The sequence below is a fragment of the Flavobacterium granuli genome, from assembly GCF_900129705.1.
Taxonomy (GTDB): domain Bacteria; phylum Bacteroidota; class Bacteroidia; order Flavobacteriales; family Flavobacteriaceae; genus Flavobacterium; species Flavobacterium granuli.
Genome location: NZ_FQWO01000001.1, coordinates 169,887 through 188,613, shown reverse-complemented (window position 1 = coordinate 188,613; position 18,727 = coordinate 169,887). Strand labels below are relative to the sequence as shown.

The window sequence follows — 18,727 nt, the reverse complement described above, 5'->3', positions numbered from 1 at the left end:
TTTTTTCGTATTAAATAAAAACTCCCTACAATTGAAAATAATAAATAAGTTTTATCCGCACGCGCTTGCCATTATTGGTTTTGTACTCATTTCTCTGATTTATTTTTATCCTGTTTTACAAGGAAAACAAATTTTCCAATCGGATATTGTTCAATATACCGGTATGGCAAAAGAGCAAAATGACTTTAGAGCTTCGGAGCATATAGAACCTTATTGGACCAATTCGGCTTTTGGCGGAATGCCAACCTATCAATTAGGAGCTAAATATCCGCATGATTATATTGGCGCTATTGATGATGCTTTGCGTTTTTTACCTCGTCCAGCAGATTATTTGTTTTTATATTTCTTAGGGTTTTATGGTTTGTTATTGGTTCTTAGAATCGATCCATTGAAAGCTTTTATAGGAGCACTTGCTTTTGGTTTTTCTACTTATCTGATTATTATTTTGGGAGTAGGGCATAATGCCAAGGCACACGCCATTGCGTACATGCCACTGGTTATAGCCGGTTTTATACTCGTCTTTAGAAAAAAATATGTTTTAGGAGGCTTGCTGACGCTGTTTGCCACGGCTTTAGAGATTAATGCAAACCACTTTCAGATGACGTATTATCTGTTGATTTTCCTACTAATACTTTCGGCTTATTTTATTTACTTGGATTTAAAGGCCAAAGAATATAATACTCTTTTTAAATCTTTTGGAATTTTGGCTGTTGCCGGAATTTTAGCTATTGGTGCCAATGCTACTAATTTGATGGCTACTGCTGAGTATGCTGATTTTAGTACTCGAGGAAAAAGTGAATTGAGTTTTAATCCTGATGGGTCTAAAAGCACCAGTTCTAGTGCAATGACTTACGATTATATCACGGAATACAGCTATGGTGTAGCAGAGAGTTTTAATCTGCTTGTTCCAAGGCTTTTTGGAGGTTCAAATCATGAGGCTTTAGGGACTGATAGTAGCATGTATGAATTTATGGTGGGTCAGGGTGTGCCGGAAGGACAAGCCGCTGATTTTGTTACCGGAATGCCAACTTATTGGGGAGATCAGCCTATTGTTGCAGCTCCAGCTTATATTGGAATTATCGTTTTCTTCCTAGGGATTTTGGCATTATTCGCTGATAAGCGAAAAATTAAATATGTTTTTCTTTCCGGTGCCATTGTCGCTTTGTTGCTTTCTTGGGGTAAAAATTTCCCTCTCTTGACGGATTTCTTTATTGATTATGTACCTATGTACAATAAATTTAGAGCAGTTTCTTCGATCCAAGTGATTTTAGAACTGTGTTTCCCTGTTCTGGCCATTATGGGATTACAAACCTTTTTTAAGCTAGAAAAAGAAACACAATGGAAAGCGCTTTGGCAATCCGCTGCAGTTGTTTTTGGACTTATTTTGGTGCTGTTTTTTAGCAAAAGTATGTTTCATTTTTCAGGTGCCAATGATGCCTATTATTTAGAAAGTTATGGCCCCGGATTTGTAGATGCTTTAAAGGCGGATCGAATGACTTTGTATAGCGCTGATTTATTGCGGTCTGGGTTTTTTATAGTATTGGTGGCTGGAGTTTTATGGCTGTTTATAAAAAATAGGATAGCCCAGAATACGGCAATTATTTTAGTAGGGCTTTTTATGGTTTCTGATTTGTTTTTAGTGGATAAAAAATATGTTTCGGCTAAGGACTTTGTGAGCGCGAGAGATGTTGAAGCTCCTTTTCAGGAAACAGCTGTTGATGCAGAAATTCTAAAAGACACAGGATATTATCGTGTTTTTGAGGTCAATGGAAATTTATCCAGTGCGAGAGCATCTTATTTTCATAAGTCCATTGGAGGATATCATGCCGCAAAACCAAGACGGGTACAGCAATTATTTGATTATCAGATTTCCAAAAATAATTTGGAAATGCTAAATATGTTGAACGTAAAATATGTAATCCAAACCGATAAAGAAGGAAAAGAATTTCCAACGATAAACCCGGATGCTAATGGAAACGCTTGGTTTGTAAACGACGTTAAATTAGTAAATAAGGCTGATGATGAAATGCGAATGTTGGATAAAATTGACAGCAAAAAAATCGCTGTTTTCAATATTAATCGATACAGATCCAAATTTAAAAATGCTCAATTGAAAAAAAACTTGGATACTACAGGTACGATTCAATTGAATGAATATAAGCCTAATTATTTAAAATACAGCTCTAATAGCAAGAATGAAGGCTTGGCTGTTTTCTCTGAAATTTATTATGAAAATGGCTGGAATGCTTACATAGATGGAGAAAAAACGGATCATTTTCCTGTAGATTATGTTTTGAGAGCTTTAATTGTTCCAGGCGGAGAGCATACTATTGAATTCAAATTTGAACCTGAAGTAATTAAAACAGGAAGTACCATAACATTGATTAGTTCGATAGGAATGTTGCTGTTATTGCTTGGCGGAATTTATTACGAGAGAAAGAAAAGTTTAAAGTCTGAAGTTTAATTTTAAATGTCATTTTTTTGGTTTTCGAAACCATATACACCTTAAATCTTAAACTTTGGAATCAAAGAAAATCCTTATCATAACTTATTATTGGCCGCCTGCGGGAGGGCCAGGAGTACAGCGTTGGTTAAAATTTGTTAAATACTTGCCGGATTTTGGAATTCAGCCCGTGGTTTATATACCGGAAAACCCAACTTATCCCATCATTGATCAAAATTTGGTTGAAGAAGTTTCCGATAAAGCAATTGTCGTGAAACATAAAATCTTTGAACCCTATCAATTGGCTTCCTTTTTTTCGAAGGCGAAGACTAAAAAAATAAGTTCTGGGATTTTTCCAAATAAAAAAAAACAATCGTTATTGGATAAAACCTTTCTGTGGATACGCGGAAATTTATTTATTCCGGATGCCCGAGTTTTCTGGGTAACGCCTTCGGTTGCTTATTTAGAAAAGTATATTATTGAAAATAATATTGACACAATAATCACCTCTGGACCGCCTCATAGTTTGCACCTTATCGGATTGGAGTTAAAACAAAAGATGGATTTAAAATGGTTTGCTGATTTTAGGGATCCATGGACCACAATTGGCTATCATAAATCGCTGTTATTATCTAATTATGCAGCCAAAAAACACAAGGCTTTAGAGCATCAGGTTTTGAATTCAGCTGATACCATTATTGTTACCAGTAAGACCACAAAAACCGAATTTGAAGCCATTACAACAAAACCCATTGCCGTTATTACGAATGGCTTTGATGTAGAAAAAGTAGCAACTCAAACTTTGGATACCAAATTCAGTCTGGCGCATATCGGCTCTTTTCTTTCTGAAAGAAATCCATTGATTTTATGGGAAAGTTTAGTGGAGTTAATCGATGAGATTCCTGATTTTAAACTTCATTTGGAACTTAAATTAATTGGTGCGATAAGTCAAGAAGTTTTGGATACAATTGCTAAGTTTGGTTTAAATCCGTATTTGAATAATTTGGGCTATGTTTCACACGCAGAAGCGGTGGCACATCAAAGAAAATCACAAATTTTATTGCTGATCGAAATCGATTCAGAAGATACTAAAAGTATTATTCCCGGGAAATTATTTGAATATATGGTTTCCAATAGGCCTATTATCGCCATTGGTCCTAAGGATTCTGATTTTGAAGAAATTATTAGCAATACTAATACGGGAGTATTCTTCGATTATTCGGAGAAGAGAAAGCTAAAAACTGTAATTTCAGACTATTACAATCAATTTTTGGAAGGGAAATTAGAGTCAAATGCTGTAGGTTTGCAAAAATATTCCAGAAAAAACTTAACGAAGGAATTAGCTCAATTGATTAATTCTAATTTTTAACCTCAAACTTCCAAGCTTTCATGGGAATAGTCTTAAATCAATCCTTAAAGAATACTATAATTACCTATATCGGATTTGGGATTGGAGCGGTAAACACTATTTATTTGTATCCTTTTTTTCTGGGTGCAACATATTACGCTTTAACGAATTATGTGCTTTCGGCTGCGGCTATTATCATGCCTTTGTTGGCTTTTGGGATGCAAAATACTCTAGTTAAATTTTATTCCCAGTGTAAAACAGAACATGAAGAATCTAGATTCTTGTCTTTTACAGTACTTTTTCCTTTGGTACTATCTATTCCATTATTGCTAATAGGACTTTTTTTTTATGATGATATTGCTGATTTTATATCTAAGGAGAATCCAATTGTTAGGGATTTTTTGTGGTTAATTCCGTTCACAGGTTTGTGTATGGCTTATTTCGAAATATTTTATGCTTGGGCTAGGGTACATATGCATTCCGTTTTTGGAAATTTCATTAAGGAAGTGGGATTGCGTTTCTTTTCTTTATTGGCATTGGTAGGGGTGTATTACAATTGGATTACGGTTATCGAGTTTGTTTATGTAACGGCTGGAATTTACTTTATTGCATTTATTGTCACTATGTTTTATGCTTTTTATTTGAAAAGGCCACAGTTTCAATTTACCGTTCCTCATAATGCAAAAGATATTATTGTCTATACTTTTTTTATTATCTTATCTGGTGGTGTGGCCACTTTATTGTTGGATATTGATAAGTTAATGCTTAATCAATACATCAAGATAGAGAACATAGCATATTATTCGGTGGCAACTTATATTGCTTTGGTTATATCGGTTCCCAGTAGAGCTATGCATCAAATTGTGTATCCCATAACAGCGAAATTGATGCATGAGAACAAACACAATGAGTTGAATGATTTGTATAAAAAAACATCTGTCAATCTGCAAATGGTGGGTGGTTTTGTGATGCTGTGTATTTTTGTCAATATCAGTCAGTTGTATGAAATGGTTCCTCAGGAATACAGCGGTGGAATTCCGGTTGTTTTTATGATAGGATTGTCTAAATATTTTGATTTGATATTGGGGAATAACAACGCTATTATTTTCAATACTAAATACTACCGTGCTGTTCTATTTTTGGGAGTGATTTTAGTTTTTTTGACGATAGGGTTGAATATGATTTTTATTCCAATGTATGGTATTATGGGATCAGCTTTCGCCACTTTATTGTCAATAACCTTATACAGTCTGGCCAAGTTAATGTTTGTGGTTAAAAGGTTGCATTTATATCCTTTTACAAAGCAAACATTGTATTCTATTATTATTACTGCTGTAGTATTTTTACTATTCTATTTTTGGCAGTTTCCTTTCAATCCTATAATTGCCATTGGACTAAAATCAGTTTTAGTCACGGTTTTATACGTTTATGTCAATTATAAATTTAGAATTTCTATGGAGATTAATCAAGTTATTGATAATGTACTTAGGAAGTTAATGCTGATGAGATAAGTTTTCAGTGATTATTATTTTTTGATAAAACAAATGTTAATCACTAAAAGTGGGTATTGTGTAGTGAATTGTGTTCTTTTATTTTTGCTAATGTTGATTATGTAATTAATACTATTTACTTAGAAAGTGAATGTTTGAATAACAATAATAGTTAGCCCTAATGATTATGAATAGCCCACAGATTTCAAAAGAAAAAAACCTACAAAAATATTCGAATATTGTTGCTCATAAAATCCATAATGGTTTTAAGATAGTAGAAACTAATGACAGTTTACCTTATTCTGTTTTGTTTAGAGAAGGCAAAGAGGTGAATAATAATTTAAATTTTCTGCTTTTTTGTGCCACTTTCGGTTTGTGGACAGTGCCCTGGATTTATATCAGTCAGGTAGCCTCAAAGCCCAAAAAGATATTAGTGGGCATTGATGAAGATGGCGAACCTTTTGAAGAGAAATGTTATATGGAATAGATTTGAACTATAATTTTTCTTTTAAGTATTTTCCGGTAATCGATTTTTTGTTTTTTGCCACTTCTTCTGGTGTGCCTTCGGCTAATAGTTGACCTCCGTTTTCGCCACCTTCCGGGCCTAAATCAATAATCCAATCGGCACATTTTATCAGATCCAGATTGTGTTCGATTACCAGAATTGAATGTCCTTTATCTATTAAAGCTTCAAAGGAAGCTAAAAGTTTCTTTATATCGTGAAAATGCAGTCCGGTTGTAGGTTCGTCAAATACGAACAATGCTTTTTCCTTAGTGGCTCCTTTTACCAAGAAAGAAGCTAGTTTTATTCTTTGGGCTTCACCACCAGAGAGTGTAGACGATGATTGTCCTAATTGTACATAGCCTAATCCTACATCTTGCAGAGGTTTTAGTTTCTGAGTTATTTTATGTTGCTGATTGGTTTCAAAAAAAGCGACAGCATCATCAATAGTCATTGTCAGTACATCATGGATGTTTTTACCGGCAAAGGCTACTTCGAGTACTTCTTTCTTAAAACGTTTTCCGTTACAGGTTTCACAAGGCAACTGAACATCAGCCATGAAAACCATTTCAACATTTATAGTTCCTTCCCCTTTGCAGGTCTCGCATCGGCCTCCATCTACATTAAAAGAAAAATGTTTGGTCTGATAACCTCTTATTTTGGATAATTTTTCTTTGGCATACAATTCTCTGATATCATCATAGGCTTTGATATAGGTTACCGGATTAGAACGGGAACTACGCCCTATAGGATTTTGGTCTACATATTCAATATGTTTTATTTGTGAAAAAGAACCGCTAATTTCAGTGAACTGTCCTGCTTTTTCACCTACATTTTCCAGCTTTTTTTGCATGGCCGGGAACAAAATTTTCTTTACAAGTGTGCTCTTTCCACTTCCTGAAACACCTGTGATAACGGTTAGTACATCCAGTGGGAACGTGACATCAATATTTTGCAGATTGTTCTCTCTTGCTCCTTTTATTTCGATAAAATTCTTGAAAGGTCTGCGTTTTTTTGGAACTGAAATCTCTAAATCTCCATTCAAGTACTTAGCGGTCAAGGAAGTCGATTTCAGAATTTCATCATAAGTTCCTTGAGCGACTAATTCGCCTCCAAAGGTTCCTGCTTCAGGACCTATGTCAATAATCATATCGGCAGCTTTCATGATGTCTTCATCATGTTCGACCACAATAACAGTGTTGCCTAAATCGCGTAACGATAGCAATACTTTTATAAGGCGTTCAGTATCTTTTGGGTGTAAACCAATACTGGGTTCATCGAGAATATACATCGATCCCACCAAGCTACTACCCAGCGATGTGGCTAAGTTGATGCGTTGGGATTCTCCTCCGGAAAGTGTCGAGGAATTTCTGTTTAAGGTCAGATAATCCAAGCCAACTTCGGTCAAAAAGGACAATCTGTTGTTGATTTCCAATAATAAACGTTTGGCAATTTGTTTTTCGTAAAGATCCAATTCAAGATTGGCAAAGAAAGTAACCAAATGCTTAATCGGTAAATCGACTAAGTCAGACACCGTTTTCGAATTGATTTTAACATAAGAAGCTTCAATACGAAGTCGCTTCCCTTTGCAGGAATAACATTTGGTTTTGCCTCGATAGCGAGAGAGCATGACACGGTTTTGAATTTTATAATTCTTCTCTTCCAGTTCTTTAAAAAAATCATTGAGCCCCTGAAAGTATTTATTTCCGGTCCATATCAATTCCTTTTGTTCTTCGGTTAATTGATAATAAGGTTTGTGAATGGGAAAATCAAATTTATAGGCGTTATTTACTAATTCGTCTCGAAACCAGCTCATACTTTCGCCACGCCAAGGAAAAATGGCATTTTCGTATATCGACAAAGTCGTATTTGGAATCACTAATTCGGCATCGATTCCTATGATATTTCCGTATCCTTCGCATACAGGGCAGGCTCCATAAGGATTGTTGAAACTAAATAAATGGACGTTTGGTTCCATAAAAGTAATTCCATCCATCTCAAAATTATTGGAATAAGAAAATCTTTTCTCGGAATTTAGTTCTTGTAAGTAGCAGATGCCTTTTCCTTCATAAAAAGCAGTTTGCACCGCATCAGCGAGTCTGTTGTAAAATTCCTCCTCCTCTTTGACTACGATTCGGTCAATAATGAGCGTGATGTCTTTATTATCTAATGAATGTTGGTCGATCTCGTCTAAACGAATCATTTGATTTTCAACTAAAATTCTGGAGAATCCCTGTTGTAATAATACTTTTAACTTGTCTTCTAATTTTCTTCCTTCTTCTAAGTGAATAGGAGCCAGTAGTAACCATTTGCTGTCCAGATCAAAATTTTTGACATCGGTCACCACATCGGTTACCGTATTTTTTTTGACTTCTTGTCCGGAAACAGGAGAAAAAGTTCGCCCAATTCTAGCAAACAGTAATTTCATATAGTCATAGATCTCAGTAGAAGTTCCCACTGTGGATCTAGCATTTGTGGTATTTACCTTTTGTTCAATGGCAATAGCAGGAGCAATTCCTTTGATGTATTCTACTTTTGGTTTGTCTAATCTTCCTAAAAATTGTCTTGCGTAAGAGGATAGACTTTCTACATAGCGACGCTGACCTTCGGCATATAGCGTATCAAAGGCCAAACTGGATTTTCCTGAACCGGAAAGACCGGTAATCACAACGAGCTTGTTTCGAGGAATCACCACGTCCACATTTTTTAAATTGTGTACTTGAGCGCCTTTAATAATAATATTTTTCTTTGGGTCTATTTTAGAAATATCAACTTGCATAAAAAAGAATGAATTTCTACAAAAGTAATCAATTTTGGATTGAGAAACTGGAATGAACAATTCACAAATTTTAGCTAATTAAAGTATTTTAAATTAAATTTGGTTTTCGTGTCTTAATAGTCATATTGTATAGTTTTAATATTTCTTTTCTGACGATAAATACTTTTTTAGTTTTATTTTTGAAATGCAATAAAACCCTCTTCCATTGAAAACAAAATTATATATCCTTTTTCTTTTTATTTCTTTTTTGGCTTTCTCTCAGGAGTTACCTCCAATATTAAAATATACTCCAAATCTCTATGGTGCAGGAAATCAAAATTGGATGATTTCTCAGGATAAAAATCATTATTTGTTCTTTGCTAACAATGAAGAACTTCTAGAATATAATGGCTCCAATTGGGAGTTGTACCCGTCTCCTAATGAAACAATTATTCGTTCTGTAAAGGTAATTGATGATAAAGTCTACACAGGCAGTTATATGGAATTTGGCTTTTGGAAAAGAAAATCTAATGGAAAATTCAGCTACACTTCCTTAAGTCAAACTATTAAAAATCAATTCCTTGATGATGTGAGTAGTCGTCTTCAAAGGGTTTAAATTTGTTATTAATCATTTATGAAATAGAAATTTGATTTTTAAGTATTGATTTTTAACATGTTAGCGAATTATTTTTAATTTTTTATTGCTTTTATTTGTTGTTTGTTGTAAATATTTGTTAAATTTGATTAATATATTAACATAAAAACAGCCACAGCCTATAGTATAAAACTACTTTTTAGAAAAATTACCCCAATTTTAACCAACACTAAAAAGTATTACTATGATAGCTAATATTGAAATTTCGGACGCCTTATTGGTACAGAATTATGTAGCAGGCAATGAAGAAGCCTTGTCTACATTGATCAAGAGACACGAATCAAGAATTTACGGTTTTATATATTCCAAAATTTCAGATCGAGACATTTCAAACGATATTTTCCAAGACACTTTTATTAAAGTTATCAAAACTTTAAAATCGAATTCCTATAATGAAGAAGGAAAATTTCTGCCTTGGGTCATGCGAATTTCACATAATCTTATTATTGATCATTACAGAAAGACTAAAAAAATGCCATTGTTTAGAGAAACAGAGGATTTCTCTATTTTTTCAGTAATGACCGACGATTCTATTTCTATCGAAAATAAGTTGATTTCAGATCAGATAGAATTAGATTTGAAAAAACTGATTGAAGAACTTCCTATCGATCAAAAAGAAGTTTTGGTAATGAGAATGTATCAAGACATGAGTTTTAAAGAAATTTCAGAAATTACCGGAGTCAGTATTAATACCTCATTAGGTAGAATGCGTTATGCTTTATTGAACTTAAGAAAAGTTATTGATAAGCATCAAATTGTTTTGACTAACTAATAATATATCAGTTAATGTCACGTTATCATAGAATAACAAACTGATATAGCATGGCAAAAAATTACGTTAAAAATTCATTAGTCATTAAAGCAATGAAACCCAAAAAAGAAGTCGTTTCTTTTTTATTAAACTATTCAAAAGCCTTGAGCGTGGTAAAAGTAGATAATCGAAATTATGAAATCATATCGAATTAATACCGTCTCAATTTTTAAACGCTAAAAAGAACAAATTTAAAATTCACCAGTTTATTTTTTAAGCTGGTGAATTTTATTTTTTATAATAATCATCCAAAACTGATTTTCTTCCAATTGTTTTGGTAATAATGTCCTGATCTAAATTCCAGCCTCGGGCCGGAGAATATTCCCTTCCGTACCAAATCATTTGCAGGTGTAAATCGTTCCATAATTCTTCCGGGAAAATGCGTTTGGCATCTTTTTCGGTTTGAACTACATTTTTTCCATTGGTTAGATTCCATCGGTACATCAATCGGTGAATGTGCGTGTCCACAGGGAAAGCGGGAACACCAAAGGCTTGCGACATCACCACGCTGGCAGTTTTGTGGCCTACGGCTGGTAATTCTTCCAGATATTCAAAGCTTTGGGGCACTTTTCCATCATGTTTGTCGATCAAAATATGGGATAAACCATGAATTCCTTTTGATTTCATTGGCGATAAGCCACAAGGTTTTATGATTTCCTTGATTTCCTCGACAGACATTTTTATCATGTCATACGGATTGTCAGCTTTGGCAAAAAGTAAAGGCGTAATTTGGTTCACACGAACATCAGTACATTGCGCCGAGAGTAATACAGCAATTAATAAAGTATAAGGATCCTTATGATCTAATGGAATAGGAATGCTAGGATAAAGCTCTTTTAACGTATTTATAACAAATGTTACCCGTTCTTGTTTAGTCATTATTGTAAATTTATATCTTGTAAAAATAATATAAAAAATATCAATTAAGAAAAACAAGTATTAGCGAACTTTGCGAAAGCCTTGCGGACTTTGCGTTTAAACAAAAATAATTATGACAACATTAAAAAAAGGAGATAAAGCACCTCAATTTTCGGGAGTGGATCAAGACGGAAAACAACATCAGTTAGCTGATTATAAAGGAAAAAAACTGGTTCTTTTCTTTTATCCAAAAGCGAGTACACCAGGATGTACGGCCGAAGCTTGTGACTTGAGAGATAATTTTGAACGTTTTCAAGCAAATAATTATGAATTATTGGGTGTAAGTGCCGATTCGGCTAAAGCGCAGGCAAAATTTAAAGAGAAGTATGAATTCCCATTTCCATTATTAGCTGATGAAGATAAATCAGTAATTCAGGCTTTTGGGGTTTGGGGACCAAAAAAGTTTATGGGACGCGAATACGACGGGATTCATAGAACCACTTTTGTAATTGACGAGAACGGAATTATTGATGAAGTAATCGAAAAAGTAAAAACCAAGGAGCATGCCGCTCAGATTTTGAAGTAATTATATAAAAAAGAGCCAAAATATAAAGTGTATTTTGGCTCTTTCTATGTGCAAATTAATTACTTTCGTTCAGTATTTTATTTGGATCATAACCAAAAAGTCTGTGTTCCTTGATGATTTCAGCAATACCGGAAGGAAGCATCGGTTCCCATCCCGGTTTTCCTTCGTTGATCATTTTGAGTACTTCACGGGAAAATATTTCTAAAATAGCCGGATCGTAATCGTCAATATCGATTACTTTTCCGTTAGACTTGAAGAATTTGTATAGTTCTTTCATTCGGGGATGTACTTTTAAATTCTCTGAAGTGATAATGTCTCCATTTTCGTCCAACATTGGATAAAGAAACACTTTCATGTCACGGAAAAATAATTTTCCGAAGGCTTCCAGAATTCCACCACTAAGATGACGGTAGTATTTCTCATCAAAAATATCAACTAAATTGTTGACTCCCATGGCCAGTCCCATTCTGGCTTTGGTGTAATTTGAAAAATATTCAACTACTTTATAGTATTCTTGGAAGTTAGAAATCATTACGGTTTGTCCAAGAGAACAAAGCAATTCCGCTCGATCCATGAAATCGCGTTCGTCAATTTCTCCATCAGAACGCAGGTTGGATAAGGTGATTTCAAATACGACTAGGGTATTCTCTTTTTCCACTTTGTTTTCTTCAAGGAACATTTTTAATGATTTCTCATACATGTCCATGTTTACCTTTGTAACCGGTCGAAAACTTCCTCTCAAGGCAAGAATGTTCTTTTTGTACAATATGGCGGCAGGAAGAATGTTTTTACCTTCAGGATCAAACATTACTGCATCAGTCATTCCATTTTTTACGAGTTGTAAACTCATCAAGCGATTGTCTACATCAGCAAATCGAGGACCAGAAAAATTAATAGTGTCAATTTCCAATTGGTCTTTATCCAAGTGATCGTATAAATAGCGCAACAATCGTTTAGGATCGTTGTATTTATAGTAAGCACCATAAATTAGGTTAACACCTAGGATTCCAAGAGTTTCTTGTTGTAATCTGGCATCTGTTTCCTTAAAACGGATGTGAAGTATGATTTCGTTGTAGTCTTCATCGGGTTCAATTTGGTAACGAATACCAACCCAGCCATGACCTTTAAATTGTTTGGCAAAATCGATCGTAGCCACGGTATTGGCATAACTAAAAAACATTTTATTAGGATGTTTTTCTCTGCTCAAACGCTCTTCGATTAACTGATTTTCCATCGTCAGCATTTTTTTGAGGCGGCTTTCCGTTACATAACGACCGTCTTCCTCAATACCATAGATGGAATCGCTGAAATCTTTATCATAAGCAGACATTGCTTTTGCAATAGTTCCAGAAGATCCTCCAGATCTAAAAAAATGCCTTACCGTTTCCTGCCCAGCACCAATTTCGGCAAAAGTCCCGTAAATGTTTTCATTTAAATTGATACGAAGTGCTTTGTCTTTTATCGAAGGGATTTGTTCGATGACTCTGTCACCTTTTAGTTTTATTTGGGTGTCCATTTTATTTTAAATATGGCTAATATGTTACAAAGTTAGTTAAATTGGTTTCTAATGAAAGAGAATTAATCCTATTTTTGTAAAAAAATAGAATAGTGTGAAGGTATATTTTTTGGGTACAGGTACATCGCAAGGAATCCCAGTTATAGGGAGTCATCATCCCGTTTGTAAAAGCACTGATTCTAAGGATAAAAGACTAAGGGTTTCAGTTTGGGTTTCTTGGGGTAATCATTCCTATGTGATTGATTGTGGTCCGGATTTCAGGCAGCAAATGTTAGTCTCAAATTGTCATAAAGTGGATGGGATTCTTTTTACCCACGAGCATGCAGATCATACCGCTGGATTGGATGATATTCGTCCGTTTAATTTCAAACAAGGGGAAATGCCTATTTATGCGCATCAACGTGTCATAGAGAATTTGAAAAAACGTTTCGATTATGTTTTCGAAACCGAGAACAGATATCCAGGTGCTCCTTCGGTAAAAACGCACGAAGTAGTCAATAACGAAGCTTTTGTCCTGGGTGATAAAATGGTAATTCCTATAAATGTTATGCATGGGGATTTGCAGGTTTTTGGTTATCGAATGGATGATTTTGCTTATTTGACTGATGTGAAAACCATTGAAGAAAGTGAAGTTTTGAAGTTGAAAAACCTAAAAGTGTTAGTGATTAATGCTTTGCGTGAGGAAACTCATTTTACTCATTTCAATTTAGAGGAAGCCTTGGATTTTATAGCTTTGGTACAACCTGAAAAAGCCTATCTGACCCATATCAGTCATCTTTTTGGCTTTCATGAAGAAATACAAAAGAAACTGCCTGAAAACGTTTACCTTGCTTTCGATAATTTAGAAATTACAATTTAATTAAATTTAAAATGAGAAAATCATTATTGCTTTATGCTTTTATTTTAATCGCACTTTTAAACATCTTTACCTATATGTTTTATAGTAAGGAAGTTGCTTTTGAAAAAGAAAGATATGAAAAAGTGACCAAAAAACTGAAAGACAGTCTGAATTCCGTTACTCTTAAATTGAAGGATGCCAATTATTTTTCTTTGGAAAACAACGAAAATGCCCAGAATTATTTTGATTCAGCAAGTTCAGATAAAATGATTCCCTATGAAAAGTTAATTCCTTATGTTACAGAGAAATTATTGGATTTAAATGCAAATCCGAAAGGCAATCCTTATGTAGGCCAAGATCAATTAGGAGCTAATAAATTCATCATCAATAAAGTAAAAATTTTGAACCACAGATGGATTATCGCTGATTATAGTGACGGTGAAATATGGGGCGAAGTCTTGCTGAAATACTTTGTCAATCCAGATGAAACTATTTCATTTGAAGTCAATCAATCGCTGTTGTATCAGAAATAAAATAGAAAAAGCTCCAAATTCTGGAGCTTTTTTTTATTCTGTTAACCATTTCTTGAAGTCATGAAACAGTTGAGGCGATATGCCATGACCAATAGGATATTCTTTATAAATAGAATCAATTCCTAATTTGTCCAAAAACGGTTTTGTTTTTCTGGCCCAATCAACTGGTATGACTTGGTCCACAGTTCCATGAGAAGCAAAAATTTTAAGTTTAGATAAATCGTTTTTCAGGTAATTTTCGTCTAATGCCGGCTCGCTGATATGACCGCTTAAAGCAATCACATTTTTAATTTTTTCGGGATAAGATAAGGCAACGGCATAACTCAAAATGGCACCTTGACTAAAACCGATTAAAGTAACATCGTTAGCGTCAATAGGGAAATTTGCAATCAATTCTTCTAAAAAACGGGCAATTAAATCCCTGGAAGATTTGGCTTGTTCGTTGTCTGAGAATTTATTTTGATTTGCATCAAAATTGATGGCGTACCAAGCATAACTGCCATATTGCAAATCATAAGGCGCACGGGCGGATATTACATAATATTCATCTGGCAGTTCATCTGCAAACGAAAATAAATCCTGTTCGTTGCTGCCGTATCCGTGCAATAAAAGAATTAGTGGATTTTTGGCTAATTTTATTTTGGGTTCTCTAATGAGATAGTCAAGAGATAAAGTGCTCATTTATTAAGTTTAAATTGAGGTTGTGTTCTGCAGTTTTGTTATTGATTTAAGAGATCGTTGCAAACCATTTTTGAAAAAGATTGCCCAATAAAGGGACAGGTTTTGTTTCGCCTTTTATGGCACTAAAAATGCCATACGACCATAAAATGGAAATACAAATCCACATGGGGGCTGAGATCATTAAACTGTCAAAATTGCTAATAATTAATCCTAATGAAATGAAAGTTAATGTTAGTCCCAGACCTTGACGAATGTGAAAAGAGGCAAAGCTATTTTTATCTTCAGAGTTCATTGACATCGCAATAAAAACGCCTATACCTAATATATAGCTTGTAATTGCGGCTGTTTTTCCCTGTTCAATATTGTTATTCATAGTAAGTTTTCTGTTATTTTATGTTGGTTGTAATACGCTTCATGATATTAAAATGACCGTGTGCTAATTACAGTTTTTTATGCTAAAATTAATTTTTCCTGATTTAAAATTCCATAAACCTTACCTTTCATTTCCATTCCCAGAAAAGCGGAGTTTTTTGATTTCGATAAAATGCTTTCTTTGGTAAAAATACTTTGGCCTTCAGGATTAAATAAACTGATGCTTGCTTTAGCACCTTCTTCAATAGCCGCGTTTTTGATTCCAAAAATTGTTTTTCCGGCTGTCAGTTTTTCGATCACTTTTTCTAATGGTAAAACGCTCATCAATGCTCCGTAAGCACTTTCCAGACCAATTGTGCCGTTTTTGGCCATGTCAAATTCCATCTTTTTGTGCTCAATATCCATCGGGTTATGGTCAGATGTAATCATGTCAATGGTATTGTCTAATATTCCTTGCAGTAAAGCTTGTCGGTCTTGCTCTGTTCGCAAAGGAGGTGAAACTTTGAAGCGGGTATCAAAACCTTCCAGTTTTTCATCTGTCATTACCAAGTGATGTACCGCTACACTGCAACTCACTTGCAGTCCTTTTGCTTTGGCTTCTTTGATTAATTGTACTGATTTTGCGGTTGAAATGGTAGGAATGTGTAATTTTCCTCCAGTATATTCGAGTAAGAATAAATTTCGGGCAATTTGTAATTCTTCGGCTAGGTTTGGAATTCCTTTCAATCCCAATCGGGTTGAGACAATTCCTTCATTGGCCACGCCATTTCCTTTTATTTTTTCGTCTTGAGGAAAAGCGATTAGCAATCCGTCAAAATCCTGAACATATTGCAAGGCAATTTTTAATAAATTGGCGTTGTTTTGACTTTTATTGTAATCTCCAAAAGCCACGGCTCCAACCTTTTTCATGTCAAATAATTCAGCCATGTCATTTCCTTCACTTCCTTTTGTCAAAGCGCCTATTGGGAAAAGTTGGGTAGCGCTGCCATTTGCTTTATTTTTTACAAAATTTATTTGCGATTGATTGTCAATGATGGGGAAGGAGTTGGGCTGCAAGGCAATTGCGGTAAATCCGCTTTTTGCTGCTACAGTCAAACCGTTTTCGATCGTTTCTCTTTCTTCAAAACCAGGTTCTCCAAGAGAAACACTGCTGTCAAACCAGCCTTGAGAAACATGTAAATTGTCGAGTTTTATCTCATCTGCATTTTCTTCGTTGGCTAATGAAGTACCAATTTTTTCAATAAAACCATCTACAATTAAAATATCTACTGTCTTGTCGTGAAAAGGACTTGTTGGATCGATAATTTTTGCTTCTCGGATGATTAATTTCATATATAGATATTTTTTATTTCAGGAATTTTAAAATTGCCATTTCGATTATCAGAAAGAGCAGTGCAAAGATAACAAACCATTTCCAAATTTGATTGTCTGTTCGTTCGGTTTCTATCGTATTAAAGACGGTGGCTATGGAATCAATTATTTTGTAATCAGAAAGTATATTTTCATTGGCATCGGCCCAATTGCTTTCGGTTCTGCTGTAATTAAAACTGATATTCTCCACAGGCGTTTTTTGATTGTAAATTTCAAAATTTCCGGCTTGGAGCGGATAATCATTAAAAATCAGTTTTACCTTGTTGTTTAGAATTTGTTGAACAGGAATAAATTGTTCTGTCGCGTTTCTGACTGAGAGAACCGCATCTTTTGATAACAGAACATCTGTAAAAAAAGCTTGCTGATTCCCTATTGTTAAAGCTGTTACTGCATTTTTTTGATTGCTCATTGCTATTTTATAAAAAACAGGAACAATCAAAGGAGACTGTTGAAAATTAGAATTAATACTATTTATTGGTGCCGAAAAAATATATACAGTTGAAGCCGGCTTAGACAAAGCGGTCAAAAACGGACTTTGATCGTCATTGTATAAAGCGGCTGGACCTGAAGCTGCTATTTCAAATGAAGCGTTTGTTTTTGGGTATTGAAAATTACTGATCTTATTTTCAAATACCGAAGCAAACAGCGGATGGTTGAAATTGATTTTACTAATCAGTTTTTCTACATTTTTCAAAGGCTTGAATTGAGCGGTTCCAAAATGAGACAAAAAGGAGTTTATGTTGGCCACCGTATTTTTCGAAGAAGGAATAAAAACAAGATTTCCGCCTTTTTCCACAAAAGATTTCAAAGTGATTTGTAAGGCTTGCGGAATTTCGTCAATTTCATTCAATAGAATGACATCCTGTTTTTCCAGGCTGTTGTAATCCAGTGAAGCTAGAGTTGAATTACTGAAATTGAATTCATCAGCGGTATAAATTCGGCTTAAGAAATTACTCTTTTCGGCCTCTCCAATACTGATAATGTTGACTTTTTTTGTTTTTGAAATACTGAAATATAGCGTATTGTCGTATTCTAAACTATTGTCGGTTATGGAAACAGAACCATGAAAATCCTGTTTTGGAATGGTAAAAAACTGACTTTTCTTTTTAGTGTCAAATTGTACCAATGTTTTTGCAATGAGTTTATTGCCGTTGTAAATTGCAATTGGAATAGGTTTAAAATCATCACCATAATTAGATAATTCAACGTTTATTTCATAGAAATTTTCCAATGTTTCATGGATGGAAACGCTATCAATAGCAACATTGTTTTTTTGTTCCGCTTTTGGGATTATGAAATAAGTTAGCTCGTTTTTGTCGTTGTTTTTTAGCTGTTTTTTGTCAAGACCTACTGCGTCAGTGATAATCACAATGTCTTTTTTGAAAGCAGATTTATGCGACTTTACTTTTGCCATCAGCTGATCTAACTGGAACGGTAAAGCACTGTATTTAAGGTTTTGTAACGAATTCTGGATCGATTTTATATCGGTGTTCCAATAAGTTTCAGAATTAGTAATCAAAGAGAAAGTTGCGTTTTCGGGCGTGTTTTCGAGTAATTCCTGAACGGAACGTCTAAGCAATTCTCCTTTTTTCCCTTTGGCTTGCATGCTGAAGGAATTGTCCAGAATAATGTACATTTCATTGGTTGCATTGCTATTGTCTTTTGCCTCGAAAAAAGGCTGGGCAAATGCCAGAATAAGGAACAGCATGAATAATAATCGAGAGCCCAAAAGCAACCATTTTTTGATTTTGGAACTTTTTCTGGTTTGAACAGAAAGTGCCGAAAGGAATCGAACATTAGTGAAATATTCTTTTTTGAATCGGCGAAATTGAAATAAATGAACCAAAATTGGAACAATCAATAAGAAGAGAAAGTACAGAATTTCGGGATGTTTAAACTGCATTTTTTGGTTGGGTTTTCTTCACCGGATTATATTCTTGGTGAAGTTTATTGTCAAAAATACAA

17 protein-coding genes are annotated in these 18,727 nt (G+C 34.5%); 10 read left to right on the top strand and 7 right to left on the bottom strand.

Annotation, left to right across the window (positions count from 1 at the left end; genetic code table 11):
* Positions 1-31 precede the first annotated feature (31 nt).
* The 4 genes from BUB25_RS00830 (at position 32) to BUB25_RS00815 (ending at position 5,768) form a co-directional block, all read left to right on the top strand.
* Positions 32-2,464: a YfhO family protein gene (locus tag BUB25_RS00830; RefSeq protein WP_072938296.1), complete on the top strand. Its 2,433-nt coding sequence runs from the start codon at positions 32-34 to the stop codon at positions 2,462-2,464.
* A 55-nt stretch (positions 2,465-2,519) separates the two neighbouring features.
* The gene (locus tag BUB25_RS00825; protein WP_072938293.1) at positions 2,520-3,812 is read left to right on the top strand and encodes a glycosyltransferase family 4 protein; all 1,293 of its coding nucleotides are present in this window, start codon (positions 2,520-2,522) and stop codon (positions 3,810-3,812) included.
* A 20-nt stretch (positions 3,813-3,832) separates the two neighbouring features.
* Complete coding sequence (locus BUB25_RS00820; RefSeq protein WP_072938290.1) at positions 3,833-5,302, top strand: lipopolysaccharide biosynthesis protein; 1,470 nt, start codon at positions 3,833-3,835, stop codon at positions 5,300-5,302.
* Between the two features lie 160 nt (positions 5,303-5,462).
* Entirely contained in the window at positions 5,463-5,768 is a 306-nt protein-coding gene (locus BUB25_RS00815) for a hypothetical protein (RefSeq protein WP_244533797.1), read from the top strand.
* A gap of 7 nt (positions 5,769-5,775) precedes the next feature.
* Here the strand turns inward: BUB25_RS00815 and uvrA are convergent, their stop codons facing one another.
* Positions 5,776-8,562, bottom strand: coding sequence for an excinuclease ABC subunit UvrA (gene uvrA / locus BUB25_RS00810; protein WP_072938287.1), 2,787 nt, complete (start codon positions 8,560-8,562; stop codon positions 5,776-5,778).
* Between the two features lie 205 nt (positions 8,563-8,767).
* Between uvrA and BUB25_RS16835 the strand changes: the two genes are divergently transcribed.
* The 3 genes from BUB25_RS16835 (at position 8,768) to BUB25_RS16535 (ending at position 10,162) form a co-directional block, all read left to right on the top strand.
* On the top strand, positions 8,768-9,157 hold the full coding sequence (locus BUB25_RS16835; protein WP_317047048.1) for a hypothetical protein: 390 nt from the start codon (positions 8,768-8,770) through the stop codon (positions 9,155-9,157).
* 223 nt (positions 9,158-9,380) lie between these two features.
* Positions 9,381-9,968 carry an RNA polymerase sigma factor gene (locus BUB25_RS00800; RefSeq protein ID WP_394336295.1) on the top strand — a complete coding sequence of 196 codons (588 nt, stop codon included), beginning with the start codon at positions 9,381-9,383 and terminating at the stop codon, positions 9,966-9,968.
* Positions 9,969-10,018: 50 nt separating this feature from the next.
* Complete coding sequence (locus BUB25_RS16535; RefSeq protein WP_170066869.1) at positions 10,019-10,162, top strand: hypothetical protein; 144 nt, start codon at positions 10,019-10,021, stop codon at positions 10,160-10,162.
* A 73-nt stretch (positions 10,163-10,235) separates the two neighbouring features.
* On the opposite strand, the gene BUB25_RS00795 is transcribed toward BUB25_RS16535, so the two are convergent.
* The gene (locus BUB25_RS00795; protein WP_072938284.1) at positions 10,236-10,886 is read right to left on the bottom strand and encodes an endonuclease III domain-containing protein; all 651 of its coding nucleotides are present in this window, start codon (positions 10,884-10,886) and stop codon (positions 10,236-10,238) included.
* Positions 10,887-10,998: 112 nt separating this feature from the next.
* On the opposite strand from BUB25_RS00795, the gene bcp reads away from it, so the two are divergent.
* On the top strand, positions 10,999-11,451 hold the full coding sequence (gene bcp, locus BUB25_RS00790) for a thioredoxin-dependent thiol peroxidase (RefSeq protein ID WP_072938281.1): 453 nt from the start codon (positions 10,999-11,001) through the stop codon (positions 11,449-11,451).
* Between the two features lie 55 nt (positions 11,452-11,506).
* On the opposite strand, the gene BUB25_RS00785 is transcribed toward bcp, so the two are convergent.
* Positions 11,507-12,967: a nicotinate-nucleotide adenylyltransferase gene (locus BUB25_RS00785; RefSeq protein ID WP_072938278.1), complete on the bottom strand. Its 1,461-nt coding sequence runs from the start codon at positions 12,965-12,967 to the stop codon at positions 11,507-11,509.
* Between the two features lie 94 nt (positions 12,968-13,061).
* Between BUB25_RS00785 and BUB25_RS00780 the strand changes: the two genes are divergently transcribed.
* Together BUB25_RS00780 and BUB25_RS00775 are read left to right on the top strand one after the other, a co-directional pair.
* Entirely contained in the window at positions 13,062-13,826 is a 765-nt protein-coding gene (locus tag BUB25_RS00780) for an MBL fold metallo-hydrolase (protein WP_072938274.1), read from the top strand.
* Positions 13,827-13,837: 11 nt separating this feature from the next.
* On the top strand, positions 13,838-14,338 hold the full coding sequence (locus BUB25_RS00775; RefSeq protein ID WP_072938271.1) for a hypothetical protein: 501 nt from the start codon (positions 13,838-13,840) through the stop codon (positions 14,336-14,338).
* A gap of 33 nt (positions 14,339-14,371) precedes the next feature.
* Here BUB25_RS00775 and BUB25_RS00770 read toward each other — a convergent pair whose 3' ends face one another.
* The 4 genes from BUB25_RS00770 to BUB25_RS00755 form a co-directional block, all read right to left on the bottom strand.
* On the bottom strand, positions 14,372-15,019 hold the full coding sequence (locus BUB25_RS00770; RefSeq protein WP_072938268.1) for an alpha/beta hydrolase: 648 nt from the start codon (positions 15,017-15,019) through the stop codon (positions 14,372-14,374).
* 46 nt (positions 15,020-15,065) lie between these two features.
* A complete protein-coding gene (locus tag BUB25_RS00765) occupies positions 15,066-15,392 on the bottom strand; it encodes a hypothetical protein (protein WP_072938265.1) in 327 nt (108 codons plus the stop codon).
* A gap of 77 nt (positions 15,393-15,469) precedes the next feature.
* Positions 15,470-16,723, bottom strand: coding sequence for a dihydroorotase (locus BUB25_RS00760; protein ID WP_072938262.1), 1,254 nt, complete (start codon positions 16,721-16,723; stop codon positions 15,470-15,472).
* Positions 16,724-16,736: 13 nt separating this feature from the next.
* Positions 16,737-18,665: a BatA domain-containing protein gene (locus BUB25_RS00755; RefSeq protein ID WP_072938259.1), complete on the bottom strand. Its 1,929-nt coding sequence runs from the start codon at positions 18,663-18,665 to the stop codon at positions 16,737-16,739.
* Positions 18,666-18,727: the final 62 nt, after the last annotated feature.

What these genes read in the sequence shown, in the direction of transcription:
- BUB25_RS00820 (WP_072938290.1), top strand. Translation starts at nt 3,833, where the DNA reads ATGGGAATAGTCTTAAATCAATCCTTAAAGAATACTATAATTACCTAT.
- BUB25_RS16535 (WP_170066869.1), top strand. Translation starts at nt 10,019, where the DNA reads ATGGCAAAAAATTACGTTAAAAATTCATTAGTCATTAAAGCAATGAAA.
- BUB25_RS00755 (WP_072938259.1), bottom strand. Translation starts at nt 18,665, where the DNA reads ATGCAGTTTAAACATCCCGAAATTCTGTACTTTCTCTTCTTATTGATT.
- BUB25_RS00800 (WP_394336295.1), top strand. Translation starts at nt 9,381, where the DNA reads ATGATAGCTAATATTGAAATTTCGGACGCCTTATTGGTACAGAATTAT.
- BUB25_RS00785 (WP_072938278.1), bottom strand. Translation starts at nt 12,967, where the DNA reads ATGGACACCCAAATAAAACTAAAAGGTGACAGAGTCATCGAACAAATC.
- BUB25_RS00765 (WP_072938265.1), bottom strand. Translation starts at nt 15,392, where the DNA reads ATGAATAACAATATTGAACAGGGAAAAACAGCCGCAATTACAAGCTAT.
- BUB25_RS00815 (WP_244533797.1), top strand. Translation starts at nt 5,463, where the DNA reads ATGATTATGAATAGCCCACAGATTTCAAAAGAAAAAAACCTACAAAAA.
- bcp (WP_072938281.1), top strand. Translation starts at nt 10,999, where the DNA reads ATGACAACATTAAAAAAAGGAGATAAAGCACCTCAATTTTCGGGAGTG.
- BUB25_RS00770 (WP_072938268.1), bottom strand. Translation starts at nt 15,019, where the DNA reads ATGAGCACTTTATCTCTTGACTATCTCATTAGAGAACCCAAAATAAAA.
- BUB25_RS00760 (WP_072938262.1), bottom strand. Translation starts at nt 16,723, where the DNA reads ATGAAATTAATCATCCGAGAAGCAAAAATTATCGATCCAACAAGTCCT.
- BUB25_RS00775 (WP_072938271.1), top strand. Translation starts at nt 13,838, where the DNA reads ATGAGAAAATCATTATTGCTTTATGCTTTTATTTTAATCGCACTTTTA.
- uvrA (WP_072938287.1), bottom strand. Translation starts at nt 8,562, where the DNA reads ATGCAAGTTGATATTTCTAAAATAGACCCAAAGAAAAATATTATTATT.
- BUB25_RS00795 (WP_072938284.1), bottom strand. Translation starts at nt 10,886, where the DNA reads ATGACTAAACAAGAACGGGTAACATTTGTTATAAATACGTTAAAAGAG.